Genomic DNA, 26655 nt, shown 5'->3' with positions numbered 1-26655 from the left:
ACTATAAACTATAGCTGCGGCTTTTGGTTAATTGCTCTTGCTTGCAGGATGCGAACAAGGGCTTTTTTATGATATCACCTGCTATTCCTGCCCGTCTTCGCGGTAGTGGCTGGTTGCCAGTTCCTCTTTCAGGAATCTGGAAGTATAGCCTTTCTTTACCTTGGCAACTTCTTCCGGGGTACCTTTCGCAACTATAGTTCCGCCGCCTTCACCACCCTCGGGGCCAATATCAATGATCCAGTCTGCAATCTTGATCAGGTCCAGGTTGTGCTCGATGATAAGTACCGTATTGCCTTTGTCGGTTAGTTTATGCAGTACTTCTGAAAGGTGCTCAATGTCCTGGAAGTGAAGTCCGGTTGTAGGCTCATCCAGGATATAAAGCGTCTGCCCGGTATCTTTTTTCGATAGTTCGGTTGCCAGTTTTACACGTTGTGCCTCACCACCTGATAGGGTCGTAGCCTGCTGGCCAAGTGTAATGTAACCTAAGCCAACTTCGTTCAGGGTCTTAATCTTGCGCAGAATGCGTGGCTGACTCTCGAAGAAATCTACGGCCTGCTCCACGGTCATGTCCAGCACGTCGGTAATGCTTTTGCCTTTAAAGCGCACTTCCAGGGTTTCGCGGTTATAGCGCTTGCCTTTGCACACTTCGCACGGCACATACACATCCGGCAAAAAGTTCATTTCTATTGTTCGCATACCGGCACCTTCGCAGGCCTCGCAACGGCCACCTTTTACGTTAAACGAGAAACGTCCCGGGTTATACCCTCTTATCTTTGCTTCCGGTAGTTGTGCAAACAGTGTTCTGATATCTGTAAACACACCGGTATACGTAGCAGGGTTAGAGCGCGGCGTACGGCCAATCGGCGATTGGTCTACTTCAATAACCTTGTCTATTTTATCCAGCCCTTCAATCTTTTTATAAGGCAGCGGTTCACGCTTGGCCCTGAAGAAATAGGTGTTCAGAATCGGGTAAAGCGTGTCGTGAATCAAGGATGATTTGCCTGACCCTGATACGCCGGTTACGCAGATCATTTTGCCTAATGGAAGCTCCAGGGTTACGTTTTTCAGGTTGTTGCCGGTAGCCCCAATCAGTTTCAGTGTTTCGCCGTTGCCCGGGCGTTTGGTACGTGGTACAGCAATGCCGCGGCGGTTACTCAGGAAGTCGGCAGTGGTCGTTCCGGCATTCATCATTTCTTCCGGGGTGCCCGCTGTCACCACCTGGCCGCCATGTATACCTGCGCCCGGCCCTATGTCTACTACGTAATCTGCCTGCATGATCATGTCTTTGTCATGCTCCACCACTATAATGGAGTTGCCCAAATCGCGCAGGTCTTTCAGGGCATTTATCAGGCGTTCGTTGTCGCGCTGGTGCAGGCCTATACTAGGTTCATCCATAATATAAAGCACGCCAACCAGCTGCGTTCCGATCTGTGTGGCCAACCTGATACGCTGACTCTCGCCACCGGATAAAGTTTTAACCGGGCGGTGCAGGCTCAGGTAATCTAGGCCAACATCCAGCAAAAAGCCGATACGTTTCCGGATCTCCTTCAGCAGTTCTCTGGCGATAACATTCTGGCGCTCGTTCATTCTGTCTTCCAGACCTTCGAACCAGGCAGCAAGCTTGTTTATATCCAGCACCGAAAGCTCACCAATGTTTTTGCCGGCAATCTTAAAGTGCAGCGATTCTTTTTTCAGTCGATAGCCAAGACATTCCGGGCAGGTATTTGTTTGTGTAAAGTCTTCTACCCACGAACGAATGTTGTCAGAATCAGACTCCATCTGGCCTTTCAGGAAGTTGATGATACCTTCAAACTCTACTACATAGTTGCCTTTCTTGGTATTCACTTCCAGGTCTTCTTCCAAGCCATATAACAATACCTTCATCACATCTTCTGGCAAATCCTTCAGCGGCGTAGATACCGAAACCTTAAAGTGCTTGAACAGGGCTTCTATCTGCTTAAAGATCCAGATATCGCGGTACTCACCAAGCGGGGCAATGCCACCACGGCGTATGCTCAGGCTTTTATCCGGGATAACTGATTCTTCTGTAATTTCCTGTATCTCACCCAAGCCGTTACAAACCGGGCAGGCACCATAAGGCGAGTTGAAGGAGAAAGAGTTCGGAGCCGGATCGTCGTAGGCAATACCGGTAGCAGGGTCCATGAGGTGGCGTGAGAAGAAGTGTGCCTTATCGGTATCTACATCCAGGATAAGGGCAGTGCCTTTGCCATGCGTCAGGGCATTTTGTATGGAGCTCGACAAACGGAAACGGTCCTCTTCCTTCACCACGATCTTATCAATTACGATCTCGATGTCGTGAATTTTATAGCGGTCTACCTGCATCTTTGGCGTGATCTCCAGCAACTCACCATCTACGCGGGCGCGGATGAAACCCATTTTTCGGATCTGCTGAAAAAGCTCGCGGTAATGTCCTTTTCGGCCTTTTACCACCGGCGCCAACACCACAATTCGTTTGCCATCGAAGTTCTCGAGGATGTGGTTTACGATCTGGTCATCGCTCTGGCGCACCATTTTCTCGCCGGTTACATAACTAAATGCCTCAGCGGTACGGGCCCACAACAGGCGCATAAAGTCGTAGATCTCGGTAATGGTACCAACGGTAGAGCGCGGGTTACGGCTCGTGGTTTTCTGCTCAATAGATATTACCGGCGACAGGCCTTCGATCTTGTCTACATCGGGTCGCTCCAGGCCACCCATAAACGAGCGGGCGTAGGCCGAGAAGGTCTCCATGTAGCGGCGCTGCCCTTCGGCGTAAATGGTATCGAAAGCCAGCGACGATTTGCCGGACCCGCTGATGCCTGTAAAGACAACCAGCTTGTAGCGCGGCAGGGTTATAGATATGTTTTTGAGATTATGTTCGCGGGCGCCATATACTTCAATCTGCTGCGTTTCGCCGTTATGCGAGAAGGCTGCTGAAGCTACGCCGGTATCTGTAGGTTGCTTTTGTTCTAAAGCCATTCAGGATGCGTTGATTTTAAATAGCAAAGGTATAAAATTGCCAGCGCTTTACGACAGTAAAACTCCAACCCTTCTTAACAGCAAATCAGCGCAATTGGTTTAGCATTTGGTAACTTTCCTGTAGCTATAGCTCAGTCAGAGTTGCCGTAGCGCGATGCTTCTTTTTCGTGGATGGCTGCGTGGTGGTGGCTGGTTTGGGTGAACTCCTTTTGCTGGCGCTTTATAAGCTTCTGTTTCTTGAAGTACCGGTGAAAACTATAGATAATCAGTCCGCCACCTAAAGTCAGTAATAAAAAGCCGATTATCCCCATATACTTGTGCTGCGATAGCTTAATAGCTGCGATACCACCGGCTAACAGGGCAATGGAAGTGCGCAGATAAGCCATCAGGGTACGTTCGTTGGCAAATATGGTGCGCTGCACCGCCATTTGATCTCGAATCTCTACGTTCTTTTTCTCCTGCTGCTTCAGCTTCTTTTTCAGGCGTTTTATTTCTTCCTTTTCCGGATCGGGTAGCATCATGGTGTAGCAGGTTTATAGTTGATAGGTATAAGCTAAGCTATAGTATTAGGTGTATCGCTATCGGGATCAGCTTTTTCCTGGGCAACTACTTCGGCCAGTATAGGGCTGGTAGGGGAGTATAAAGTGGCATTCCGGGCTAAGTCCAGTTTCTGTTTGTTATACCGCCTGTAGCCGAAATATGCTACCACTACTCCCACCGGAATAGAAACCAAGCCTATGCCGATGTAAAACAGATCATCGAACAGCTTAATAAAAGTAAGCCCCGCCAGAATCATGGCTGTAGCAGTACGCATGTAAGCCAGAAGTGTGCGTTCGTTTGCCATTTTGGTACGTTGCATGGCCAGGCTGTCGCGTACTTCTAGGTTCTGCTTTTCCTGAACTTTCAGGTCTTTTTTAAGCTCTTTACGTCTTTTAGGGTTTAGTATGCCTCTCCAATTCATACAGGGAGTATACGGTGGCATATGGTAAGAGTATACCATCTATAGCAGGTAGGGCGCAAGCAAACAAAAAAGCCCGCTGTGTTGGCAGCGGGCTTTTGTATAAACTATAGTTGTTTCTCTTAGAAGTTTGGAGAAAGCAGGTACTTGCTGTAGAATGCATCTATAATGTTTACTGCCTCTGATGGATCGTCTACGATGTGCACCAGGTCCAGGTCTTCGCGGCTGATGTTGCTTTCCATATTCAGCATCACATCTTCTACCCACTTAAACAGTCCGCCCCAGTATTCGCGTCCTACCAGTACGATCGGGAATGCTCCGATTTTTCTGGTCTGTATTAGCGTGATCGCTTCAAACAACTCATCCAGCGTACCGAAACCGCCTGGCAACACTACAAAACCCTGTGCATACTTCACAAACATAACTTTTCGCACAAAGAAGTAGTCAAAGTTGATCAGCTTGTCAGAGTCGATGTAGATGTTGTTGAACTGCTCGAACGGCAGGTGAATGTTAAGGCCTACAGATTTGCCACCCTCAGAGTGCGCTCCCTTGTTACCAGCCTCCATAATGCCCGGGCCACCGCCTGTAATTACACCATACCCATGGCGCACCAGCTTGGCAGCAATTTCCTCGGCCATTATGTAGTATTTATTGTCGGCTTTGGTTCTTGCCGATCCGAAAACAGAAACGCAGGGACCAATCTTGGCCAACTTCTCGAAGCCGTCCACGAACTCAGCCATTACTTTAAATATCTGCCACGAGTCGGCTATCTTTATCTCGTTCCAGTCTTTGTCTACAAATGCTTTACGAATGCGGATATCTTCTTCGGAGGCAGGAGGGGCCATTACTTCACCGGCTTCGCGCAGGTCGGTAATAGATTTTGCCTTGTTATCGTTTGCATCGGGGTTTAAAATGGTACGCCCGCTACCAGAGTTAAGCGACTCGTCGTGTAACTTCGTTTTGCTTGTCTTTCTAAGCTTTGTCATAATAATTAATCATCTCATCAGCAGGGCAACGTTACCCTGCGGCGCTTTTGTCTTGCGCCTTTCATCATCAAAAAATAGTTAAATCCGCCAGAATGCAGGCAGTGAGGTGAACACTGCACAAGGGCGGGGTGTAAATTACTTTATTTAGAGCGGATTGCAATAACCGGATCAAGATTTGATGCCAGCACGGCCGGAATTATACCTGAGAGCATCCCAATCACCGCGGATACGCCAAGCCCCAGTACAATGTTACTTACCGACAGACTTATCTTCATCATGTCCTGCGGAATAATGGTGATCAGGAATACAAGCAAGATGCCAATGCCGCCACCTATCAGGCTCAGGAACACCGATTCAAACAAGAACTGGAAGAGGATAAAATAGTTTTTAGCTCCGAGCGATTTTTGTATCCCGATGATGTTGGTGCGCTCTTTTACCGACACAAACATAATGTTGGCAATACCAAAGCCGCCTACCAGTATGGCAAAGCCGCCAATTACCCAGCCGGCAAGGCCAATTACATCAAAAAAGCCGGTTACAGCCTGTGTGGCCATTTCGGGGCGGTTAATGGCAAAACTGTCGTCGTCGCGGGGGCGCAACCCGCGTATGTTCCGCATCATGCCGCGCACTTCGTATTCCAGTTCCTGCAAGCCCTCGTCTTCATCGCGGCCTTTTACGGCTATAGTTGTGCCAACTCCTTCTGGTCCGGTATCATACATTTTACTGAAGGAGCCGAACGGAATGATGCCCATCTGGTCGAAGTTAGGGGCGCCAAACATGTTTTCGCCCTGCTTTTCTACTACACCTATCACCCGGAATCGCTGTCCGCCAACTTTAAGCTCCTGGCCAACAGCGCTGCCATACGGGAAAAGTGTTTCGGCGATTTCTTTACCAATCACGATCACGTTGCGGGATGCATCCACTTCCTGCGGCACAAAGTAACGGCCTTCCTCTATCGGAATTTCACTCACCTTGCTATAGTCGTAGGTAACACCCATCAGCCTGCCATCAGAGAAACTGTTGCTGCGGTATTTGTACGTACTGCCACCTTTATCAGCAAAAATAGCCACACCGGCATCGTTTATAAGGTTACGGTCCAGTAATTTAAACTCGCGCATAGTTGCCTCGGGCCGCTGAAAATACTTCCACCACGGGTAACTGCCACCAAAACTCCATGGCCACTTCTGCACATACAAAACCTTATCGCCGATAAAGCTCATACTATCGCGCACGTTCCGCTCCAGGGAATCAACAAGCGTAAAAACTGAGATAATGGCGAAGATGCCTATAGTTACACCGAGCAAGGAAAGTAAAGTACGGAGCATATTGGCACGCAAAGCCTGCCAGGCAAATCGTATGCTTTCTGCAATCAGGCGCAGGTATATCATCTGGTTTTTGTGTTATGGAAAGTAATTTTGTTAAAAGTAACAATATTTCGGTCAAACTGAGTAAATTTGCGGCTCGTTTTTTTGTTTATTGCCGGGTTAATTTTCCGAAACTCCTTAAGGCAACTTCCAGTTATAGTTTAAAGCCTTTTTACCCTTTGGAATCCAAATACCGTAATATTTGATCTATGAAATTATCAGAATTTAAGTTCGATCTGCCGGAAGAACTCCTGGCTACACACCCATCCGAAAACCGCGACGAATCACGCATGATGGTGTTGCACCGCGATACAGGCAAGATCGAGCACCGCATCTTTAAAGACATTTTAGAGTACTTTGATGATGGCGACATCATGGTGGTAAATGATACCAAGGTGTTTCCGGCCCGCCTTTATGGCAACAAAGAGAAGACCGGCGCCAAGATCGAGGTTTTCCTGCTTCGCGAACTGAACAAGGACATTCACCTGTGGGATGTGCTAGTTGACCCGGCCCGTAAAATACGTGTTGGTAACAAACTGTACTTTGGCGAAAGCGACCTGGTAGCTGAAGTTATCGACAACACTACTTCGCGTGGCCGTACCATTAAGTTTTTATTTGATGGCACCGACGAGGAATTCTACAAAACTATAAACGACCTGGGCGAAACGCCGCTTCCGCGTTACATTAAGCGCGAAGCTGAGCCGGAAGACCGTGAGCGTTACCAGACCGTGTATGCCAAAAACGTAGGTGCTGTAGCTGCGCCAACTGCCGGCCTGCACTTTACAAGAGAAGTACTGAAACGCCTGGAAATTAAAGGTGTGGATGTGGCTCCGCTTACACTGCACGTTGGCCTTGGTACTTTCCGCCCGGTTGATGTGGAAGACCTGACCAAGCACAAAATGGATTCTGAGAACTTCAGCGTTCCTGCAGAAACAGCTGATATGGTAAACAAGGCACTAGATAACAAGAAGAAAGTTTGCGCTATCGGTACAACCACCATGCGTGCCCTGGAGTCTTCGGTATCTGCAAGCAACCGTCTGAAGCCAAACGAAGGATGGACTGACCGTTTCATCTTCCCTCCATACGATTTTAAAATCGCGAATAGCCTGGTTACCAACTTCCATATGCCGGAGAGCACGCTACTAATGATGACAGCTGCTTTTGGTGGATATGACCTGGTAATGAAAGCCTACGAAGAAGCAGTAAAAGAGAAATACCGTTTCTTTAGCTACGGCGACGTAATGCTGATTTTGTAACTATAAATTACTAACTATAAAACAGATGCCCCGGCCATTCAGGTTGGGGCATTTTTATTGCTGATGGTTAAATTGTTGGATGTTAAATTTTCTGAATCAGGATTTTCAGGATAAAAGGATTAGCAGGATTTGCGCTGTATTTTCTTAAACGCTCTAACTCCTTAACTTTATAACCCCTCAACTCCCAAACTGTAAAACTATGGCCGGACCTGATCCAGAGACTACCTTTCCATTAGCGCATCACCGTAAGCTGGTTTTTCTTAAAAACATCATTCAAAACCCTAACATTATAGTTGGCGATTATACTTACTATGATGACCTGGAAGACCCCTTCAACTTCGAAAAGAATGTCCTCTACCATTTCGATTTTTTAGGTGACAAACTGGTTATCGGGAAATTCTGTGCGATTGGTTCGGGTGCAAAGTTTATTATGAACGGTGGCAACCACGAAACAAAACCGGTTTCTACTTACCCTTTTGCTATTTTCGGAAATGGATGGGAGAAAATTACAGAGGGTATAGACCTGAAGGAAAAGTACCCGACAAAAGGAGATACCACGATTGGCAACGATGTGTGGATAGGACACGAAGCGGTAATAATGCCGGGTGTAAAGATAGGAGATGGCGCAGTGGTAGCAACTAAAGCAGTTGTGACCAAAGATGTGCCACCTTACAGTATTGTAGCAGGCAACCCCGCCCAGGTGGTGAAGATGCGCTTTTCGGAAGACACAATTGCAAAACTGCAGCAGATAGCCTGGTGGAACTGGGATGCAGAAAAGATAACCCGAAACCTGCACCTGATAAACTCCGATGATGTGGAAGCGCTGGCTGCGTGCCAATAAGAGCTGGTAAACTTCTGTACTTTCTAACACCCAAACTTTCTAACTTTGCCCCATGGCGCAACCCCTTCCTGAATATGCGATTATAGTTGCCGGCGGCTCTGGTACCCGGATGCAGCACGATGTACCCAAGCAGTTTATACCTGTAGCCGGTAAGCCGATTCTGATGCACACCATAGAACGGTTTTACAACTATAACCCAACTATACGGCTAATCGTGGTGCTGCCGAAGGAGCAGTTAACTACCTGGCGCGAGCTGTGTAAAGAATATAGTTTCACACTTTTCCATATGACAGTGCCGGGTGGAACAACACGCTTTGGTTCTGTAAAAAATGGCCTGGATGCTGTAATGGGTGATGGGTTAATTGCAGTGCACGATGGCGTTCGCCCATTTGTAGAAACTGAAATTATAAAAGCTGCTTTTGAGGCTGCCGCAAACTATGGAAGTGGGGTAGTAGCTATTTCACCAAAAGACTCCATCCGGGAATTGACGTCTGATGGGAGTAAGGCTGTACCACGCACCAACTATAAACTGGTACAAACGCCGCAGGTATTTAAAGCCGGGATTATCAGAAAAGCATACGAGCAACCGGAACAAGCAAATTTTACGGATGATGCCTCTGTTGTAGAAAGCGTTGGAGAAACTATAACGTTGGTAGAAGGCAGTTACCGCAATATCAAAATAACTACTCCCGAAGACCTTGTTTTGGCCGAGGCCTTTGCAAAAGAATAACTATAACACTGGTTGTCGCCCGGCTTCTAAAAATTTCTGGTTCTCTAAAACAGTTTCTTTGGAGATAACTTCCAACTCAGGTTCCGGCTTTGATAAATTGATCAGGTAGCCTTCCATCAGGATCAGGTTATGCAGGTCGTGGGTGATGCAGAGCACTGTTTTGTGTTTATCGTTTACCCAGCTTTGTAGCAGCTTAAATACCTTGTTCTTGTAGTATACATCCAATTGCTGAGTAGGCTCGTCCAGCAGGTTTATAGCTGCATCCTGCAGTATTAATTGCGCCAGCCACACCAATTGCTGTTCCCCACCCGATAAAGTAGTAAAATCGTGGTCCTGTAAGTGGGTGAGTTGGAGTTGAGCCAGCACGGTGGCAGCTATCTCGTAATCCTGGGAGGTATAATGCTCAAAAAAACGTTTCTTCCGGAACATGCCCATCACGACAAGGTCTAGCACTTTAATAGAGAAAGAAACCGTGTTGCGCTGTGGCAGATAAGAAAGAATGCCTTGTTTGGTAGCGTGTGGCAGTGTTTTCAGGTCGTGTCCCTGCACAAGCAGCTTACCCTGGTATGCCACCTTCTGCTGGAAGGTTTTGAAAAAGGTGGTTTTGCCTGCACCATTATGGCCTATGATAGCTACAAAAGATGGGGCAGGTATAGAAAAGGAAAGGTTGCGGATAAGAGGACGTGCCTCATAACCCGCAACCAGATTTTTTACTTCAACGATCAAAGTCAGATCAATTAAAAATTAGAAATTCAAAATTAGAAATGTGAGGGCTCTCAAGGAGCAATTTCTAATTTCTAATTCATAATTTCTAATTAGCCTTAGTACTCGTCTTCGTTAAACATGAAATCTTCCTTGGTAGGATAGTCAGGCCAGATCTCTTCGATGTTCTCGTAAGGCTGTCCGTCGTCTTCCAGGGCTTGCAGGTTCTCTACAACCTCCATTGGTGCTCCCGAGCGGATTGAGTAATCAATTAACTCATCTTTAGTTGCAGGCCAGGGTGCGTCCTCCAGGTATGATGCTAATTCAAGTGTCCAGTACATAGTATGTGTCTCCTTAACTAATTGTTGGCTATTTTCAAATTGGTTTGCAAAAGTATAAATAAAAATAAAAACAAAAATTTATACTTTGAAAAATTGCTTTTTTCTTTGTTTTTAACAACACAACGCAAATAAATACCAAATGTTCAAATTGAGTAGCTAAATTTTAAATAGCAACTATAAATCTGTAACAAAAGCTGTACTATAGCCTTATAATGCACTTTAAAGCAAAAAGCCTGCACAAGGCAGGCTTTTGTAAGATATAAATTCGGGCTTGGTTAAGCGTTGTTGCTGTAAGCTCCTAATTGTTCCTTAAAGCCTTCTATCAGTTGCTGTTTTGTATGGATCTTGCGCTTAAAGTTTCGGATCTTACCTTGCAGCATACTTCTGAACGTGTCGTTGCTCGGTGAGTCGCTTAGCTTATCCAGGTTTTCTTCCAGCACTTCGAGTTCGCTCTTATCAGATTTTATGAAATCCTTCAGGGCGTTAATGCGGGCGTTCAGGCCATCTGCTTCACTCAGTTTCTCATTGCTGGCCTGCTGGCGCTTACGGATATAATGTTCCAGGCTGCTGGTTTCAAATATCCTGTCGCAGGCTTTTATAAATTGTTCCCACACCTGGTCTGAGACCGTAGGGTGCACAGGGCCAACTTTTTTCCATTCGGCCTGTAGTTCTTTCGCGCGACGTACGGCATCGTTGAGGCTGTGCTGCTGCAACAAACCATTGGCCTCATCTACCAGCTGCTTTTTCTTTTCGTAGTTGGTATCATAAAACTGCTCACGCGATGCATTCTTCTCGCTGTTGATCTTCACTTTCAGGCGCTCGAAAAAGTGATTGTGCGCTTTCCTGAAATCTGTCCACAGTTTGCTGGTTACTTTACGCGGCAGGCTGCTGTCTATGTCTTTCCACTGATTTTGCAGCTGCTTCAGCTTTGCTGTGGTATTTTCCCAGTCGTCAGAGTTCTGCAGCGCTATCGATTGCCTGATAAGATCTTTATACTTATCGTAGGCATAGTTCTGCATGCGCTTCTTATCTTCAAAGAAATTCTTCTTACGCTCAAAAAACGCCTCAATCGGAGTTCTAAAGCGCTCTTCAATCTCTTCGGTCAGGTCTTTGTCTACAGGGCCGGTCTTTATCCAGGTAGAGCGCAGTTCTTTTAACTGGTCCGATGCTTCTTTCCACTCAATGCTTTCCTGCAGCGCTTCAGCTTCCTGTATCAGGCCTATTTTAATAGCCAGGTTTTTCTCCCGGTTCTGTTTTATAGTTTCGTTTATATCTTCCTCGGCTTTGCTAAGGATATGGTAAATAGCTTCAAAATCGCCAAGTGCGTCGTAGTTGCCTACTTGCTCTTTCATATGAAGCACTTTCATCAGAAAGGACCCCTTGTTCTCGGATGACGCTATTCGCTCCAACAGGGAGTTTACTTTTTCACGGAACATTTCAAAACGTCTCGCAAAGTACACTAAGGAGTCGTTCTCAGATTCTTTTACTTCGCCAACCTGGCGTGCCGGGTAGCTCATGAAGGGTTTCAGCCACACCTGCTGGTCCTGAATAAAGCCATATTTCATGGCTTCTTCCAATAGATCGTTGTTTTCCATTTGACTGGATCGGGTTTTGCGTCGAAAAATAGGGTAAGGGCACTTTTTAAACTAACTTTAGCATACGCAGCTTTACCTTTCGTGTTTAAATGAGCACATCCGTAAAAGCGGAGAGATTAAACAGTTTACAGGCATACTTGTTGCAAAGCAAGTATAAGTATACTAAACCCAACAGTATTTTACAAGTTTAACGATTTCGTGGCAATATACTAAAGGGTAAATGCATGAATTTTTACGATCTTTGTAATTAACAACAAAACCGAAACGATGGCTTAGCATTGTTGTATAAGCAGTTTTGGTATTTTCGAATAGTATAACCTGACAGAACGATAGCATGAGCAACGAAACGATCATTTTCTCGATGGCTGGGGTAAGCAAAGTTTACCCTCCTCAAAAACAAGTACTTAAAAACATTTACCTGTCCTTTTTCTACGGCGCTAAAATTGGTGTGCTGGGCCTTAACGGTTCCGGTAAATCAAGCTTGCTGAAGATAATTGCAGGTGTAGATAAGCAGATACAAGGCGAAGTAGTCTGGAGCCCAGGCTATAGTGTGGGTTACCTGGAGCAGGAACCGCAACTGGACCCTACCAAAACGGTGCGCGAAGTAGTTGAAGAAGGTGTTGCCGAAGTGGTAGCCCTGTTGAAGGAATTCGACGAAATCAACATGAAGTTTGGCGAGGAGATGACCGACGATGAGATGAACAAGCTTATCGACCGCCAGGGTGTAGTGCAGGAGAAACTGGACCACCATAACGCCTGGGAACTGGACAACCGCCTGGAGCGCGCTATGGATGCTCTTAGAACTCCGCCTGAAGATGCCATTATCGGAAACCTGTCGGGTGGTGAGAAGCGCCGTGTAGCCCTTTGCCGTCTGCTATTACAGGAGCCGGACGTATTGTTACTGGATGAACCTACCAACCACCTGGATGCTGAATCGGTAGACTGGCTGGAGCAACACTTAAAGCAATATAAAGGAACTGTAATTGCCGTAACCCACGACCGTTACTTCCTGGACAATGTAGCTGGCTGGATTCTGGAACTGGACCGTGGCGAAGGTATTCCGTGGAAAGGCAACTATAGCAGCTGGCTGGAGCAGAAAGCTAACCGACTGGCTAAAGAAGAGAAGACTGAAAGCAAGCGCCAGAAAACATTGCAGCGTGAGTTGGAATGGGTGCGCATGGCTCCGAAAGCACGTCAGGCCAAATCAAAGGCCCGAATCAGCCAGTACGATAAACTTGCCAGCGAAGAGGCCAGCAAGAAAGAAGAAAAACTGGAGCTGTTTATACCGGATGGCCCGCGTTTGGGTAGCCAGGTAGTGGAAGTGAACCATGTAAGCAAAGCCTACGGCGATAAACTGCTTTTCGAAGACCTGAACTTTGCCCTGCCGCAGGGTGGTATAGTTGGTATCATCGGGCCGAACGGTGCAGGTAAAACAACCTTATTTAAGCTGATAACCGGCCAGGAGAAACCAGATGCCGGTGACTTCACAGTTGGCTCTACTGTACAGATCTCTTATGTAGATCAGGAACACGCGCAACTGGATCCAAACAAGTCTGTTTTTGAAGTGATATCGGGTGGTACGGAGCACATGATGATGGCGGGCCGACAGGTTGTTTCCAGAGCGTATGTGAGTAAGTTCAACTTTTCGGGCGGCGACCAGGAAAAGAAAGTAGACAAGTTATCGGGTGGTGAGCGTAACCGCGTGCACCTGGCTATGACCCTGAAAGAAGGCGGTAACCTGTTGCTGCTCGATGAGCCTACCAACGATCTGGACGTAAATGCGATCCGTGCCTTGGAAGATGCTTTGGAGAATTTTGCCGGTTGCGCCGTGATTATCTCGCACGACCGTTGGTTCCTTGATAGAATCTGTACACACATCCTGGCGTTTGAAGGCGAGTCGCAGGTATACTGGTTTGAAGGTAACTATAGCGAATACGAAGAAAATAAAAAGAAGCGCATGGGCGATATAGAGCCGAAGCGTATCCGTTACAAAAAACTGGTTTAGTACAGTTTTTATATAGTTTAAAAGGCTCGCTGCAATATTTGCAGCGAGCCTTTTCTTTTTTGCATAACACCCGTCGTTAACCTTTTCAGCCTACACCCCTCTACCTCCTCAAAACAGAAGTATTATTACATTTTAATTAAAAATAATTGCATTATAATAATTATAATTTGTCTGTTTAGAGTTTCTTTTGTCTTGTGTTAACAAATTGATAACAAGACACGTAGCCCATAATATAAAGACAGCCAAAGGGATAAATCAGTGTTTAACGATTAAAGGTTGTTTATGATGAAAAACGTTTACCAAAATCAAGATGAGTTAGCTTACTGGATCATTGCAGGATATTTTGCCGCTGTTGGCGTTATTGCAATGCTGGTTTCTTAAGTTAATTGTTCCGTAGGGAAATACAAAAGCCGCACCCGTAAGTGCGGCTTTTGTATTTAAAGTTGCCTTGGTCTGAGTCTATTTTACACGCTCAAATTTAAGCTCATCAAAATGGAAGTCAGGGTTGTCGGAGTCCAGGCGCATCTGACTTATGGTTCCGTCTTCGCCTACCAGGAAGCGCACGCGTGTTGGTGTTAACAGGGCGAAATCGTTTTTCCAGTCAAGGTCAAAAATATCGTGCTGCCAGTAGTTTAAGGTGCCACCTAAAGTTTGTGCCGGTTCCAGTTGCAAATCCAGTTTGCCATTTTTTAAAGTAACTGTAGCATTACCATATAGTTGGCTATGGTACGTCCCGGTATAAGCGCTCAGGTCCATCGTTGGCCTGCTCTTACTCTTTTTCTTTTCTTTAGGGGCCTTTGCTGCTGCTTCGGCCTGTTCTTTTTTAGCTTTGGCTGTCATATCCAATAAAAACTGGCTCCAGTCGCGGCCGTTCTGCACACCAAAGAACTGGTCTAAGGTATAGTTGGCCAAGGGTGTCATAATGCTGCTCATGCTGTTGGTCAGGATCACGATACCCAGGTTTTCTTCCGGGGCAAGTACTGTACGGCTGTTCATACCTTCGTGGCCACCGCCATGGTAAACCATTTTACGACCTTCGTAATCACTTACAAACCAGCCTAACCCTGTAGCATTAAAGTGTGTGGATGGCGTAAACTCTTCAGCTCCTTTCGATACTGGTATCGGATTATGAGCCTGCCACATATGGCGGCTGGCATTCTCAGAAAAGATCTTCTTGCCTTTGTAGGTGCCGCGGTTTAATTGCAGGCGCATCCACTGGGCTTGTTGATTTACGCTCGTAAAAATACCGGCAGCTGGGTTCCAGTTGTCCCAGGCATTTAATGTGGTGGCTACAGGCTTTTCTGCAGCATCAAAACCATGAGGCGATGCCACGTTCTGCACACCCTTCAACTCGTTTACCGAAGTATAAGAACGGTTCATGCCCAGTGGTTGGAAGAAGGTTTCCTTGATATAGTTTTCCCAGGTTTTGCCGGTTACATTTTCAATCACTTGGCCGGCAGTAATAAACATCAGGTTAGAGTAGCCATAGCCATCCCGGAAACCATAAGCAGGCTCCAGGTACTGCATTCTTCGGATGATCTCTTCGCGGCTATAGTTGGTGTTGTACCAAAGCAGATCGCCACTAAATGTTTTTAATCCGGCGCGGTGGCTCAGCAGATCTTCTATCGTTAGGTTTTCGGTAACGTAAGGGTTATACATCTTCAGGTAAGGGATGTACTGGTTCACTTTATCCGTCCATTTTATTTTACCGGCATCTACCAGCGTGGCAAGTGCAGCCGAAGTATAGGCTTTCGTGTTGGATGCAATTCCAAAAATAGTGTTGGCATCTACCTGACCGCCGGTTTTGTTGTTAAGCACACCATAACCTTTGGCAAAGATCACAGAGTCGTCTTTTACGATTGCGATAGCCATGCCAGGCACATCCCAGTCTTTTAAAGCTTTCTGATAGTAGGCATCGAGCTTGGTTATAGTGGATGCCGTGTTGGCTTTCTGAGCAAAAGCGGGCTGCAGCAAGAGGCAAAAAACAAGGCACAGCCATGTATAGCTGATGCGGGAAGTATAGTTTATGTTCATGAAGAAGAATGTTTTAAGGTGCAGCAAGATAGGGATTTTTGCTTTTGTGTCGTTTGGGCATCGGCAGAAATCTGGGTTTTATAGTTTCTCTTTTGTCATTTCGAACGTAGAGAAATCTATCTCAGATTATAGTTAGAAAATCTATAGTGCTATAGTTTGCTACTATACCATCCGAACCAAGCCTTCCTTTCAAACCACTTTCAATCCTGGGAGCTCTACTCACCAATAGTTGTCATAGTTGACTTTGGTGCCCTCACGGCCGGGAGGCCCCGTCTTCGGGCATCGCGCTGCTTTCGCTTCCTTGGCTCCTAACGTCGCCATGCCTGTCGGCACCGGAACCTCTCGAGGCGCTCAACCCAAAGACTGAGATCAGTTCGATAGTAAAAGCTATAGTTTAAGCAGATTCTATAGTTGCATAGCTTTATCGTGGTTATAGTTTCAAAGGGCCAGGTAAACCTGTCCTGATCATGGGTCTGTAACTATAGCTAATTCAGATTTCTCCTTTCGTCGAAATGACGGATGGAAGGCAGTGGTTGAAAAGTCCCCCTTCGAAGGAGGCAGGGGTGTTATTAATGTCAACTATAGAACTACTAATTAAACTATAGCTATGGCAGAAATTCCCCTCTTGGGAGGGGCAGGGGTGGGTTAACTCCCTCTCCTGTTTTTAGGAGAGGGCTGGGGTGAGGTAAAATGTCAACTATAGAACTATAGCCCAAACCACTACTTATCTCTGTCCCTATCGGGCCAGTTGTTTCAGGAGAGACTCAACACCATAGAAAGTCTCGAGTCTGGAGACTCGCGCCAGCAGTACAGCCCAATCCTGAAATCCTGATTCAGACAAAACCACCTAATTCCCTTCCTCTCTAGCCTTATGCGGACCGGTTTCGTATTCTTTCTTCTCCATTTCCAGGCGGTGTAGTTCTTCGGGAGTGAGAGACGTGGCGAGTGTACCTAAACTTGGCTGGCCGGCATCTACCCATGCTGTGTACCAATAGCTGGCGACGGCTTGCACTGCTAAACGCATCTGCCGCTCTACCTGGCCATTCAGTTTTCTGCTGTAGGCCTCCGAAAATTCACGGGAATACACACGGGTCGTCAGGTTATTGCGCAGTTCGAATCCGTATTTCTTCTCTTCATCAAACTCTATAGTTAGCTGCCGTTCGAAATGAAGTACAGAATCCAGCGCAATGTTGGCGCTTGCTACCAGGTCCCAGGCTTTGAGCTGCGAGTTGGTGATGTACTGAGCCGGGCCTACAAAAAAGTCATAGTTATCTGAGAACAGCTCCGGCAACCGCGATTCCCATAAAGCATGTATGCCGCGCTGGCCGGTAAGTTGACCGTTATAGTTACTGGTAGTGTGTAGGGGCACGCAGGCGTCGGCAATATAATGGCCCAAATCAGACGAAACCCTCAGAATCTTATCTAAATTTCGTTCTTTAAAAGCCTGCGTGAGCTGGTACTTCATAAAGTTGATGTGCCAGGGCACAATGCCATATGCCATCAGGGTGTCTTCGGTAAATTGCTCTACGGCCGGTTGCCAGTAACGGGGCAGTTTATACAGGGCGCTGTCGCCGTACATGTCCAGGTCTATGTAGTGGCGAGGGGCTTCGCCTTCTACCGCATAACGGCGCTTGTCGGGGTTAACGGCATTCTCGGTAATGTAACGGATGTGCTTTTTATAGAACCCGACCATTTCGGGAGGCAGCGCAAACACAGCCAGTCGGTTAATGCGCTGGTGCGCATAAAAGCCCCAACTATAGCTATGCAAAGGCATCAGCAACGCAAACAACACAAGTATAGTTTTTATAGTCCGGGCCATAACTGCCATGTACGGAACAAACTTGCAAGTTGATTTGAAACCGATTTACACCTCCCCGGAAAGCTATTGATGTATTATAGAACTATGATTAGAAGCTCAGGTTTGACTCTACAATTTGCAGTATAGTTGGCGCTGATATTTAATTTGTGATCTTAAACAAAACAGGTAATCAGCTTAACCTATACCTTTGAAACCAGTTAGATAATGAGGTTACGTTATACAGGTATGCCGCACATGTTAAAGCAACTTTTCGAATTCAGAGAAACAGACCGGAAATGGCACTTGCCGGTACTGGCTGGTATTTGTGTGGGCATTCCGGTATTGGCGGGTTACTTTACGGATAACCTGCAGGATGGTAAACTGGTTTCGATGGCCGCGCTCGTTATCCTGTACATACAATCCCAGAGTATTGCCCGCCGTATGATCGTGCTGATGGCGAGCTCTTTTGGTATCATGGTGTCGTATGCGGTGGGAGCTTTGTTCGGTTTTAACCCGGTAGTGGCATCTATAGTGCTGGGCCTGTATGCTTTTACAGTACACCTGGTGCTTTATTACCTTAAAATGGTGCGCCCGCCGGGTAACTTCTTTTTTATCATGATCGCGTCGGTAGCCATCTCCCTGCCGCACAACCTCGAAACAGTGCCACATAAGATAGGGCTGATAGGTATCGGAACCATGATCTCGTGCCTGCTTGGGTTGGTTTATAGTTTGGTAGTTTTAAGAAAGACCAATGCTGCTGATGAAGTTATAAAAGTTACCAAAAACCAGTATGTCAATTTTTTAGAGTCGCTTACGTTCGGGTTTTTTGTGGGTATCTCGTTGCTCATTGCCCATTTAATGAAACTGGATACACCTTACTGGGTGCCTACCTCGTGTGCCGCTGTAATGCAGGGAATCAGCGCGACACATATCTGGCAACGCAGTGCGCAACGGGTGCTGGGCACATTTGTAGGACTCGTATTAACATGGTTCATTCTGTTGCTAACCCCCTCTATGCTCGCCATCTGTTTGAGTATAATCCTGCTGCAGATAATTGTAGAGTTTTTGGTAGTGCGCAACTATGGCATTGCGGTTGTTTTCATCACTGTGCTCACCATTTTTCTGGCAGAGACCGGAACCGCTTTAACTATAAACCCAAGTGAGCTGATCACGGCTCGTTTCTTCGATATTTTAACCGGCAGCGTAATTGGCGCTATAGGCGGCTGGATACTCTTCAACGAAAGGCTTCAGTTCCTGGCGACAAGACATATCCGTAAAACAAGAATCTCTCTTGCAAAGCGGAAGTAAGGCGATACTATCGTTTAAACTATAGACTGCTATAGTTAGAAAGTGGTTGTTCGGTTTATTTGTTGGTTTCGATAGATAAGCCTAATAGAGTTCCGTTTATATACTAGTTGTACGTCACACATAAGTAACCTACCACAAAAGCATAAACTATGAAAACACAAATAAATTCCCTGATAGAACTGATGGCAGCGCTGACGAATGCCAAACCGGCAACGCTGGAACTGCAGACCTCTGTTCTCTGTCCTTATGCCATTACCCTGCCCCCGGGGTTTAGCATTACGGGCGCCGACAAAGACACATGTATCTTAAGTTTCAGCAATGGCGACGGTATCGGGCTCACGGCTGATAACGAAGTTGCTGATCTTACCATTCAGACCAATCCAAACAACCGGGCCATCTGGTTACTCAGCAGCCAGGCCGACCTGGGAACACTGACCTTAAAAAATCTTACCATTACCGGGCAGGTTCAGATCTTAACCAGGGCTGGAACAGACAAAACCAATCTTATTGCCGACAACATTGATGTAGTGGCCTGCGATGCCCGCCGGTATTCGGAGCAGCCACAGAAATATGGGGTAAATGTGTATCAGGGTGCGTTTACGGTTTACAACTTCAACAGCAATACAGAGAGTGTCATCAATGCTACTTTAACCAACATCCGTTTGGGGCGCAAAGGGGGGGGCGTTATTGGTTCAGGGCTGTTTGTTTGCGGCTTTGGCGATAAAGGCGGTTGGGTAGTTGCGGATACTATCACAACGGGAGATATTTATTCGAACGGCATGTTGCCCTATGGCCAGCCCGATATGATTACTGCTGGTGTGTTTATTGTAAATGGCACCAGGGTAAAAAACATAACGCACATGGGTACAGTTACTACCTACGGCGTGAACGATATGGTACTGGATACGTGGGGTGAAGTGAAAAAATGGACAGCAGAGAAGCCTATCACATCTTATGGCCCAAGTGGAATTGGTTTTGTGAATTTTGGTACTGTAAATGAATTTGAGGCAAAAGACAAGATCGAAACTTTTGGCTTAGGGGCACGCGGCTTTAACCAGTATGACGGAACGGTTAATAAAGCAACTTTTCATTCCCTGGTTACGCACGGCAACGGCTCTATTGGCATGCAGGTAAGTAAGCCAGTAGGCAGCATCACTGTAAAAAACGGAATTGTTACAAGCGGCTCCAAGGGGCAAACGCTGGTAAAAGGCGTTATTATGGAGCTTCCTGCTGACGGTGTTAGTGTTAAACCCGGAGGTGAAATCAAGCAATTAACTATAGCTGGCGGCATTAAAACGCATGGCGACGGGGTGCATTCTTTCAGTGTGGAAGGCGGCATTGTTCACCAACTGGACATTAAAGGAGCAGTGGAAGCTAACGGGAAAAATTCAGTTGCGGTAGCGGTTACTGCAGACGGGCAAACGCCATTAACCAATATCGCAGCAGTCTCCAAACAAGGCATCGCTGTACAAATTGACCAGGGGAACATTACCGACAGGTCAGGATTGGATGCAAAAGGGGCAAAGGGAAATATTGAAGAAAAGTAATAAACACATTAGAGCACGAACGCACAACAGGGAATTGCCAAAAGCGGGGCTGACGCAATACATGAATCGTTAGCAGATATTGCTACAAGACCCCTTTGCAATAAAAGAGACAAAGTGAAAATAGAAACCCATACTATAAACGACACAAAAATTGCCGAAGTGATTTCGGTAGATGTGGTAGTAACTAACATTAAGGATGGAGTAGACTTATTGGTAAGCATTTACTATCAGGATTTTGATAAAATTATAATTCACGAAAGGAACATTACACCTGATTTTTTCGACCTGAAAAACGGGATTGCAGGCGAAATATTACAAAAGTTCTCCAATTATCGTGTTCGTTTGGCTATAGTTGGCGACTTCTCAAAATATAACCGCAAGAGTATCCAAGACTTCATTTCTGAAAGTAACAAAGGCAAACAAATCAACTTTGTTTCTTCCCTGTCAGAAGCTATCAAAGTACTGTCTATTAAATGAACGGGTAAAATGGAATGCTCTTATAGTTGCTATGATGGAGACTGAACAGCTAATTACCCGCTAACACGATAGTAAAGGTTTGGCTGCTTCTTGCACAGGCATATACAAACACGTTAATCCAAAACTTAAAACGGCCTGCTATAAAACTATAGCAGGCCGTTTTCATGTTACTAAACTATAGTTTAGCGGCGCTTATCAGCAGCCGGGAACTTCATTTTATAGTCTGCGTCTACTTCGCCTTTGGATATTTTGGTCAGCTTATTTTTAATCAGGCGCTTTTTCAGGCCGTTCAGGTGGTCTGTGAACAGAATGCCTTCGATGTGGTCGTACTCGTGCTGTATAACACGGGCAGTCATGCCATCATAGGTATCGGTGTGCTCATTCCATTCCTCATCAAAGTAACGGATAACAATGCGCTCCGGGCGGTAAACAGTTTCGCGCACGCCAGGTATACTTAAACAGCCTTCTTCAAAACCCCACTCGTCACCGGATTCTTCCAGTATCTCAGCGTTAATAAAGGCTTTTTTTACACCTTTTCCTTCGTCTTTATCGTCCATCATCGGCTCCGAATCTATCACGAACAGGCGGATGGCTTTACCGATCTGCGGTGCTGCCAGGCCAACGCCATGCGCATGGTACATAGTGGTATACATGTCGTCTACCAGTTCTTTCAGGTTCGGGAAATCCTTTGGTAGATCGTCTGCTTCTGTTTTAAGTACAGGGTCGCCGTAGGCTACAATAGGGTAAATCATAATATGTTTTTGCTCTCTAAATACGATTGTAAAATGATGGCTGCACTCACACGGTCTACAGTGCCTTTGTCCTGGCGGTCTTTCTTTTTAAGGCCGCCGGCCAGCATAGCCGCCTGTGCCATTTTAGATGTAAAACGCTCGTCTATGGTATGTACCGGTATAGCCGGAAACTCTTTCTGAAGAATACGCATAAACCCGACAACATGCTGCGTTGCATCCGAATCTTCGCCGGAAAGGCGGCGCGGCATGCCTATAACTATAGCCTCTACGGGTTCGCGTTGCACATAGGCTTTCAGGTAAGCCAGCGCATCTTTGGAGTGTACCGTATCCAGCGGGTTGGCAGCTATTTGCAGCACATCCGTAGCGGCTATGCCAACGCGTTTTGTTCCGTAATCAATTGCCAGTATCCTGCCCATAGTTTGCTTTTGCACCACAAAGGTAAGTATTTATGCTGATTGTTAATTGTTGATTGTTTGGAGGTTTAATTGTTGAATTGCTGTATTGTTTAAGATTGAAGTGTTCACCTATAAACCTTGACTCCTGACTTTCTAACTTTTTAACCTTCTAACTTCCAAACTTAATTCACTCCAAAACTCACAAACTCTATAACTCTTAAACTATAACACTGGCTGTAGTAGTGCGGTAAAACGCAACCCTGTTAAATTTGTATTTGTATAGATAAGTAGCCCTTCCGTATATTTAAGAGTAATTGGTATTGTGGCTTAGTTGTTGAGCGGATACTACACAGACACACAAAGAACTATGAGTAAAATGGAGCACAGCGAAGAAAGGAAAGATATCCGCAATTCGCCTATTCAGATAAAACTGCCGCTATTTATTGCGCTGGCTCTGGCAGCAGGCGTACTTATTGGGGCAAACACTTTTTCGCCATCCACTACCAACCCGCAGGATACTGCCAAAAGCTACCTCAAGTTCCGTGACATACTAAGCTACATAGACCGCGACTACGTGGACACAGTGGATATAGAAGCGCTGACAGACCACGCCATAACCGAAATGCTGGAGAAGCTGGACCCGCACACCTCCTATATTCCGGCGAAAGATATGGCTATGGCCCGCTCGTACCTCGAAGGCGATTTTGAAGGTATAGGAGTGGAGTTCAATATTTTTAAAGATACCGTTTATGTGATCACGCCTCTGAGCGGAGGCCCGTCAGAAGCAGCTGGTCTGCTGGCTGGAGACAAGATTATAAAAGTAGATGGCGAGACAGTAGCCGGGACGGGCATTACCAACGAAGGTGTGTTTAAGCGCCTGCGCGGCAAAAAAGGTTCTAAAGTTAACATTAGCGTTATGCGCGGCAGTAATACAAAACTGCTGCCATTTACCATTCAGCGCGATAAGATTCCTACTGTGTCGGTGGATGTGAGCTACATGGTAGGTGATAAGACCGGTTACATCAAAGTGAGTCGTTTCTCAGCTAATACTTTTGAGGAGTTTAAGGAGGCACTCACCGGTCTTAAAAAGAAAGGTATGAACCAGCTGATACTTGACCTGCGCGGCAACCCCGGTGGCTACATGGACCATGCTACCCGTATGGCCGACGAGTTTCTGGCTGGCAACAAACTACTGGTTTACACCGATGGCAAAGGCACCCGATACGACTCTAAAAGCTTTGCACGTACCAAGGGCGATTTTGAAAACGGGCCTTTAATCATCCTGCTTGATGAAGGCAGTGCATCTGCCTCAGAAATTGTGGCCGGCGCTATACAGGACAATGACCGCGGGCTTATAGTTGGCCGCCGTTCGTTTGGGAAAGGACTGGTGCAAATGCCGATCCCGCTGAATGATGGTTCTGAGCTGCGCTTAACTATATCCAGGTACTATACGCCAAGCGGGCGCTCTATCCAGAAATCATATAAAAATGGTACTGAAGAGTATGCTAAAGACATGTTGCACCGACTGGAGAGCGGCGAGTACTTTCACCCGGACAGCAGTTTGTTTGTAGATTCGCTGAAGTATAAAACCTCGAAAGGTCGTATAGTATATGGCGGTGGCGGTATTATGCCGGATGTGTTCGTGCCGCGCGATACTACAGCGTTCTCGGAGTACCTGAGCCAGCTATACAACAAAAACGTAATGCGCGAATATGCCCTGGCCTACTACAAAAACAACCAGAAACAACTGGAGAAAATGAGCTTTGCGCAGTACAAAAAGTCTTTTGATGTAACAGATAAAATGCTGCAGGACATGGTGAAGCTGGCAGGCAAAAGCGAAGTAGAGTATAATGCCGAGCAGTTTAACCGTTCTAAAAGCCTGATAAGAAACAACCTGAAGGCCTTTATTGCACGCAGTGTGTATGGTAACGCTGGTTTCTTCCCGGTGCTGCACGAAGCAGATGAAGATTTTCAGGCTGCGCTGAAGCAGTTTGGGCGGGCACAGAAACTGGCAAAAGGCGGAGTGTAAAAGCACTGTCTCAGATATTTGTACATTTGTAGAGCTCTCAACTATAAGTTATACCTTAAATAAAGCTATAGCGCATGCCATTTTATTATAAACTGGGAGAGATCCCTCCAAAAAGACACACACAGTTCCGGCAGCCGGATGGCAGTTTGTATGCCGAGCAGCTGGTGGGCACGCTGGGTTTCAGTGGCGTTTCGTCGTTGCTGTACCATATAAATCCTCCCACCAAAATAAGCCGCATAGAGGAGCCTGTGCCCTTTAAACCAAAAGTGGCCGAAGGTATAAAACTGGCGCCGCACCACCTGCGCACGCTGCAGATCGAAACGACCGGAACCGATTACCTGGATGCGCGCAAAACCGTGCTGCTCAACAACGATGTGGATATCAGCATCTGCAACCCGAGCGAGCACGAAATGAACTACTACTATAAAAATGCAGCCAGCGACGAAGTAGTTTTTGTACACGATGGCAGCGGCGATTTGCTTACCCAGATGGGCCGCATCCCGTTCAAGCCCGGCGATTACCTGGTAATTCCGCGCACAGTTATCCATAAATTCAGGTTCGATGAAGGTAAGACAAGGCTGCTGATCATTGAAAGTCACAGCCCTGTAGAAACGCCGCGCCGTTACCGTAACCACTTCGGCCAGTTGCTGGAGCACTCGCCGTTCTGTGAGCGCGACATGCGCCCACCGGTAGAGCTCATTACCGAAACCGAGAAAGGCGAATACCGTGTACAGATCAAAAAAGAAGGTTATCTGCACCAGTATTACTATGAATTCAGTCCGTTTGATGCTGTAGGTTGGGATGGGTATTTCTTCCCGTATGCGTTCTCGATCTATGATTTTGAACCGATAACCGGCCGCGTCCACCAGCCGCCTCCCGTGCACCAGACCTTCGAGGCACATAACTTCGTGATCTGCTCGTTTGTGCCAAGGCTGTTCGATTACCATCCACTGGCTATACCGGCGCCATACAACCACTCTAACGTAGACTCTGATGAGGTGCTGTACTACGTGGAAGGTGATTTTATGAGCCGAAAAGGCGTAGACAGGGCGTCATTTACAGTACACCCGGGCGGTATTCCGCATGGTCCGCACCCGGGCACGGTAGAGGCAAGCATCGGCAAAAAGGAAACGCACGAATATGCTGTGATGATCGACACCTTTAAACCGCTGCATCTGACCGAATATGCCGTAAACCTGATGGACAAGAATTACCCGATGAGCTGGAGCGAACACCACGACACCAATGGTCCGCGCCCGGCTGATATGATGGACTAATAAATATTATTCTAATAGCCGGAGCAGCCATCAAACTATAGTTGCTCCGGCCAGTTTTTTACGTTTACCCTTTCCCATGAAAAAGTTATTTGCTGCAGTTATGCTGCTTTTTGTTTTGGCTGCAACCGCATCCTGCGATACAATCGACGACCTGCTTACCTTTTATATTAACGAAGAAGAAACTATAGTTGTAGAGTCTAACTTCCCGATTGGCCTGGTAGCATTTGCCCCGATTACAGTGCCTACTAACTCCGAAGAGACTTTTAAGAATAACAGGACCCGGGCCGAATTGGTAAAAGATGTAACTCTTAACAAACTCACTCTAAGTATAGCTGATACTGCAAAAAGCGCTGATTTCGATTTCCTGGAAACTATAGAGATCTTTATAAAAGCTGACGGACTGGATGAAGTGCGCATTGCCTACCTGGAAGAAGTGCCAAAGGATGTGAAAACGCTGGATATGAAACTGACTAATGCCAAACTGGATGAGTACATTAAAAAAGACAGCTACACATTACGTACTGCTGCCAAGCTGCGCAATACTGTGGTTAAAGATGTTAACGTTAACGCAGCGATGCGCTTTAAAGTAACCGCAGATCCTATTTAATGCATACACTATCCATGAGAATATCTGAGAAGAATAAACTGGAGAAGATCATTATAGTAGGTGACAGGGTTCTTATCAAACCAAAATCATCTAAAGAGCAAACCAAAAGCGGTTTGTACCTGCCACCCGGTGTGCAGGAAAAAGAAAAAGTGCAGGAGGGCTACATTATGCGCGTAGGTCCCGGCTACCCGATTCCCGCCGACTATAGTTTTGAAGAAGAAGACTGGGACGAAGACAAAGAAGATGTGCGCTATATACCGTTACAGGCAAAAGAAGGCGACCTGGCCATTTACCTGCAACGCGATGCCATTGAAATAAACTACATCGGCGAGAAATATTTTATAGTTCCGCAGTCGGCAGTACTGATGCTGGTGCGCGAAGAAGATCTATAGTTTACAGTAGCCATATAGCTGCTTGATAACCATTTTGTCATCCTGAAAGGATCTTTTGGGTTAATAGTAAAGGCTAAACCTCTCCTTCACCAGGTTGCTTAACAGAATAACAGAAGGGGATACAGCAGCCCTGAAACTACTCCTCTCTAAAAGCCACGCAGCCATGCGTGGCTTTTTATTTTATAGTTTAGGCTTAGCTCAAGCAACTATTTGTGAGTTTGTTGCATCTTTATCTCATTAAGCTTACATGCGGCATCAGGCAATGTCATACATTTGTACCTT

24 protein-coding genes are annotated in these 26655 nt (G+C 46.4%); 12 read left to right on the top strand and 12 right to left on the bottom strand.

Annotation, left to right across the window (positions count from 1 at the left end; translation table 11 throughout):
* Positions 1 to 81 precede the first annotated feature (81 nt).
* From uvrA to KYK27_RS04625, 5 genes are all read right to left on the bottom strand, one after another.
* Positions 82 to 2979, bottom strand: coding sequence for an excinuclease ABC subunit UvrA (uvrA, locus tag KYK27_RS04645; protein ID WP_199108823.1), 2898 nt, complete (start codon positions 2977 to 2979; stop codon positions 82 to 84).
* Positions 2980 to 3110: 131 nt separating this feature from the next.
* Complete coding sequence (locus KYK27_RS04640; RefSeq protein ID WP_233150248.1) at positions 3111 to 3500, bottom strand: YidH family protein; 390 nt, start codon at positions 3498 to 3500, stop codon at positions 3111 to 3113.
* A 32-nt stretch (positions 3501 to 3532) separates the two neighbouring features.
* Positions 3533 to 3940, bottom strand: a complete 408-nt coding sequence (locus KYK27_RS04635) for a YidH family protein (RefSeq protein ID WP_199108822.1) — start codon at positions 3938 to 3940, stop codon at positions 3533 to 3535.
* A 119-nt stretch (positions 3941 to 4059) separates the two neighbouring features.
* Positions 4060 to 4782, bottom strand: a complete 723-nt coding sequence (locus KYK27_RS04630) for a TIGR00730 family Rossman fold protein (protein WP_233150302.1) — start codon at positions 4780 to 4782, stop codon at positions 4060 to 4062.
* 281 nt (positions 4783 to 5063) lie between these two features.
* Complete coding sequence (locus tag KYK27_RS04625; protein WP_199108820.1) at positions 5064 to 6311, bottom strand: ABC transporter permease; 1248 nt, start codon at positions 6309 to 6311, stop codon at positions 5064 to 5066.
* 185 nt (positions 6312 to 6496) lie between these two features.
* Between KYK27_RS04625 and queA the strand changes: the two genes are divergently transcribed.
* The 3 genes from queA to KYK27_RS04610 all read left to right on the top strand — a co-directional run bounded on the left by queA (position 6497) and on the right by KYK27_RS04610 (position 9114).
* Positions 6497 to 7543, top strand: coding sequence for a tRNA preQ1(34) S-adenosylmethionine ribosyltransferase-isomerase QueA (gene queA, locus KYK27_RS04620; protein ID WP_199108819.1), 1047 nt, complete (start codon positions 6497 to 6499; stop codon positions 7541 to 7543).
* A gap of 199 nt (positions 7544 to 7742) precedes the next feature.
* Positions 7743 to 8384, top strand: a complete 642-nt coding sequence (locus tag KYK27_RS04615) for a Vat family streptogramin A O-acetyltransferase (RefSeq protein ID WP_199108818.1) — start codon at positions 7743 to 7745, stop codon at positions 8382 to 8384.
* A gap of 52 nt (positions 8385 to 8436) precedes the next feature.
* Entirely contained in the window at positions 8437 to 9114 is a 678-nt protein-coding gene (locus KYK27_RS04610; protein ID WP_199108817.1) for a 2-C-methyl-D-erythritol 4-phosphate cytidylyltransferase, read from the top strand.
* Here the strand turns inward: KYK27_RS04610 and KYK27_RS04605 are convergent, their stop codons facing one another.
* The 3 genes from KYK27_RS04605 to KYK27_RS04595 form a co-directional block, all read right to left on the bottom strand.
* The gene (locus KYK27_RS04605; RefSeq protein WP_199108816.1) at positions 9115 to 9840 is read right to left on the bottom strand and encodes an ABC transporter ATP-binding protein; all 726 of its coding nucleotides are present in this window, start codon (positions 9838 to 9840) and stop codon (positions 9115 to 9117) included. It lies immediately after the preceding gene.
* A 95-nt stretch (positions 9841 to 9935) separates the two neighbouring features.
* Positions 9936 to 10157: a DUF2795 domain-containing protein gene (locus KYK27_RS04600; RefSeq protein WP_007652164.1), complete on the bottom strand. Its 222-nt coding sequence runs from the start codon at positions 10155 to 10157 to the stop codon at positions 9936 to 9938.
* A 275-nt stretch (positions 10158 to 10432) separates the two neighbouring features.
* On the bottom strand, positions 10433 to 11752 hold the full coding sequence (locus KYK27_RS04595) for a DUF349 domain-containing protein (RefSeq protein WP_199108815.1): 1320 nt from the start codon (positions 11750 to 11752) through the stop codon (positions 10433 to 10435).
* A gap of 334 nt (positions 11753 to 12086) precedes the next feature.
* Between KYK27_RS04595 and ettA the strand changes: the two genes are divergently transcribed.
* Positions 12087 to 13757, top strand: coding sequence for an energy-dependent translational throttle protein EttA (ettA, locus tag KYK27_RS04590; RefSeq protein WP_199108814.1), 1671 nt, complete (start codon positions 12087 to 12089; stop codon positions 13755 to 13757).
* Positions 13758 to 14216: 459 nt separating this feature from the next.
* Here the strand turns inward: ettA and KYK27_RS04585 are convergent, their stop codons facing one another.
* The gene (locus KYK27_RS04585) at positions 14217 to 15791 is read right to left on the bottom strand and encodes a serine hydrolase (protein WP_199109232.1); all 1575 of its coding nucleotides are present in this window, start codon (positions 15789 to 15791) and stop codon (positions 14217 to 14219) included.
* Between KYK27_RS04585 and KYK27_RS04580 the strand changes: the two genes are divergently transcribed.
* Entirely contained in the window at positions 15790 to 15927 is a 138-nt protein-coding gene (locus KYK27_RS04580) for a hypothetical protein (protein ID WP_219337351.1), read from the top strand. The two genes, KYK27_RS04585 and KYK27_RS04580, sit on opposite strands and share 2 nt — an antisense overlap.
* A 711-nt stretch (positions 15928 to 16638) precedes the next feature.
* Here the strand turns inward: KYK27_RS04580 and KYK27_RS04575 are convergent.
* Positions 16639 to 17610, bottom strand: a complete 972-nt coding sequence (locus KYK27_RS04575) for a zinc dependent phospholipase C family protein (RefSeq protein WP_370583614.1) — start codon at positions 17608 to 17610, stop codon at positions 16639 to 16641.
* Positions 17611 to 17814: 204 nt separating this feature from the next.
* Between KYK27_RS04575 and KYK27_RS04570 the strand changes: the two genes are divergently transcribed.
* The 3 genes from KYK27_RS04570 (at position 17815) to KYK27_RS04560 (ending at position 20921) form a co-directional block, all read left to right on the top strand.
* Positions 17815 to 18897 carry an FUSC family protein gene (locus KYK27_RS04570; protein WP_233150246.1) on the top strand — a complete coding sequence of 361 codons (1083 nt, stop codon included), beginning with the start codon at positions 17815 to 17817 and terminating at the stop codon, positions 18895 to 18897.
* Positions 18898 to 19046: 149 nt separating this feature from the next.
* A complete protein-coding gene (locus KYK27_RS04565) occupies positions 19047 to 20444 on the top strand; it encodes a hypothetical protein (RefSeq protein ID WP_199108813.1) in 1398 nt (465 codons plus the stop codon).
* Between the two features lie 114 nt (positions 20445 to 20558).
* Positions 20559 to 20921, top strand: coding sequence for a DUF4180 domain-containing protein (locus tag KYK27_RS04560; protein ID WP_199108812.1), 363 nt, complete (start codon positions 20559 to 20561; stop codon positions 20919 to 20921).
* A gap of 182 nt (positions 20922 to 21103) precedes the next feature.
* On the opposite strand, the gene def is transcribed toward KYK27_RS04560, so the two are convergent.
* Both def and ruvX read right to left on the bottom strand, forming a co-directional pair.
* A complete protein-coding gene (gene def, locus KYK27_RS04555) occupies positions 21104 to 21673 on the bottom strand; it encodes a peptide deformylase (protein ID WP_199108811.1) in 570 nt (189 codons plus the stop codon).
* Positions 21670 to 22089 (bottom strand): Holliday junction resolvase RuvX, encoded by a 420-nt coding sequence (gene ruvX / locus KYK27_RS04550; RefSeq protein ID WP_199108810.1) that lies wholly within the window; start codon positions 22087 to 22089, stop codon positions 21670 to 21672. The genes def and ruvX overlap by 4 nt, the downstream gene beginning before the upstream one ends.
* Before the next feature lie 355 nt (positions 22090 to 22444).
* On the opposite strand from ruvX, the gene KYK27_RS04545 reads away from it, so the two are divergent.
* From KYK27_RS04545 to KYK27_RS04530, 4 genes are all read left to right on the top strand, one after another.
* Positions 22445 to 24097: a S41 family peptidase gene (locus KYK27_RS04545; RefSeq protein ID WP_199109229.1), complete on the top strand. Its 1653-nt coding sequence runs from the start codon at positions 22445 to 22447 to the stop codon at positions 24095 to 24097.
* Positions 24098 to 24171: 74 nt separating this feature from the next.
* Positions 24172 to 25374 carry a homogentisate 1,2-dioxygenase gene (locus KYK27_RS04540; protein WP_199108809.1) on the top strand — a complete coding sequence of 401 codons (1203 nt, stop codon included), beginning with the start codon at positions 24172 to 24174 and terminating at the stop codon, positions 25372 to 25374.
* 76 nt (positions 25375 to 25450) lie between these two features.
* The gene (locus tag KYK27_RS04535) at positions 25451 to 25981 is read left to right on the top strand and encodes a hypothetical protein (RefSeq protein WP_199108808.1); all 531 of its coding nucleotides are present in this window, start codon (positions 25451 to 25453) and stop codon (positions 25979 to 25981) included.
* 14 nt (positions 25982 to 25995) lie between these two features.
* On the top strand, positions 25996 to 26373 hold the full coding sequence (locus KYK27_RS04530; protein WP_199108807.1) for a co-chaperone GroES family protein: 378 nt from the start codon (positions 25996 to 25998) through the stop codon (positions 26371 to 26373).
* The last annotated feature ends 282 nt before the right edge of the window (positions 26374 to 26655 follow it).

Origin of the sequence: Pontibacter populi, from assembly GCF_019336435.1 — a bacterium.
Lineage (GTDB): Bacteria > Bacteroidota > Bacteroidia > Cytophagales > Hymenobacteraceae > Pontibacter > Pontibacter humidus.
This window is presented reverse-complemented; position numbering and strand designations above follow the sequence as displayed.

Bases quoted from the DNA above. Each gene is read 5' to 3' on its own strand.
- uvrA (WP_199108823.1), bottom strand. From the start codon at position 2,979: ATGGCTTTAGAACAAAAGCAACCTACAGATACCGGCGTAGCTTCAGCA.
- KYK27_RS04640 (WP_233150248.1), bottom strand. From the start codon at position 3,500: ATGATGCTACCCGATCCGGAAAAGGAAGAAATAAAACGCCTGAAAAAG.
- KYK27_RS04635 (WP_199108822.1), bottom strand. From the start codon at position 3,940: ATGAATTGGAGAGGCATACTAAACCCTAAAAGACGTAAAGAGCTTAAA.
- KYK27_RS04630 (WP_233150302.1), bottom strand. From the start codon at position 4,782: ATGGCCCCTCCTGCCTCCGAAGAAGATATCCGCATTCGTAAAGCATTT.
- KYK27_RS04625 (WP_199108820.1), bottom strand. From the start codon at position 6,311: ATGATATACCTGCGCCTGATTGCAGAAAGCATACGATTTGCCTGGCAG.
- queA (WP_199108819.1), top strand. From the start codon at position 6,497: ATGAAATTATCAGAATTTAAGTTCGATCTGCCGGAAGAACTCCTGGCT.
- KYK27_RS04615 (WP_199108818.1), top strand. From the start codon at position 7,743: ATGGCCGGACCTGATCCAGAGACTACCTTTCCATTAGCGCATCACCGT.
- KYK27_RS04610 (WP_199108817.1), top strand. From the start codon at position 8,437: ATGGCGCAACCCCTTCCTGAATATGCGATTATAGTTGCCGGCGGCTCT.
- KYK27_RS04600 (WP_007652164.1), bottom strand. From the start codon at position 10,157: ATGTACTGGACACTTGAATTAGCATCATACCTGGAGGACGCACCCTGG.
- KYK27_RS04595 (WP_199108815.1), bottom strand. From the start codon at position 11,752: ATGGAAAACAACGATCTATTGGAAGAAGCCATGAAATATGGCTTTATT.
- ettA (WP_199108814.1), top strand. From the start codon at position 12,087: ATGAGCAACGAAACGATCATTTTCTCGATGGCTGGGGTAAGCAAAGTT.
- KYK27_RS04580 (WP_219337351.1), top strand. From the start codon at position 15,790: ATGAAGAAGAATGTTTTAAGGTGCAGCAAGATAGGGATTTTTGCTTTT.
- KYK27_RS04585 (WP_199109232.1), bottom strand. From the start codon at position 15,791: ATGAACATAAACTATACTTCCCGCATCAGCTATACATGGCTGTGCCTT.
- KYK27_RS04575 (WP_370583614.1), bottom strand. From the start codon at position 17,610: ATGGCCCGGACTATAAAAACTATACTTGTGTTGTTTGCGTTGCTGATG.
- KYK27_RS04570 (WP_233150246.1), top strand. From the start codon at position 17,815: ATGAGGTTACGTTATACAGGTATGCCGCACATGTTAAAGCAACTTTTC.
- KYK27_RS04565 (WP_199108813.1), top strand. From the start codon at position 19,047: ATGAAAACACAAATAAATTCCCTGATAGAACTGATGGCAGCGCTGACG.
- def (WP_199108811.1), bottom strand. From the start codon at position 21,673: ATGATTTACCCTATTGTAGCCTACGGCGACCCTGTACTTAAAACAGAA.
- ruvX (WP_199108810.1), bottom strand. From the start codon at position 22,089: ATGGGCAGGATACTGGCAATTGATTACGGAACAAAACGCGTTGGCATA.
- KYK27_RS04545 (WP_199109229.1), top strand. From the start codon at position 22,445: ATGGAGCACAGCGAAGAAAGGAAAGATATCCGCAATTCGCCTATTCAG.
- KYK27_RS04540 (WP_199108809.1), top strand. From the start codon at position 24,172: ATGCCATTTTATTATAAACTGGGAGAGATCCCTCCAAAAAGACACACA.
- KYK27_RS04535 (WP_199108808.1), top strand. From the start codon at position 25,451: ATGAAAAAGTTATTTGCTGCAGTTATGCTGCTTTTTGTTTTGGCTGCA.
- KYK27_RS04530 (WP_199108807.1), top strand. From the start codon at position 25,996: ATGAGAATATCTGAGAAGAATAAACTGGAGAAGATCATTATAGTAGGT.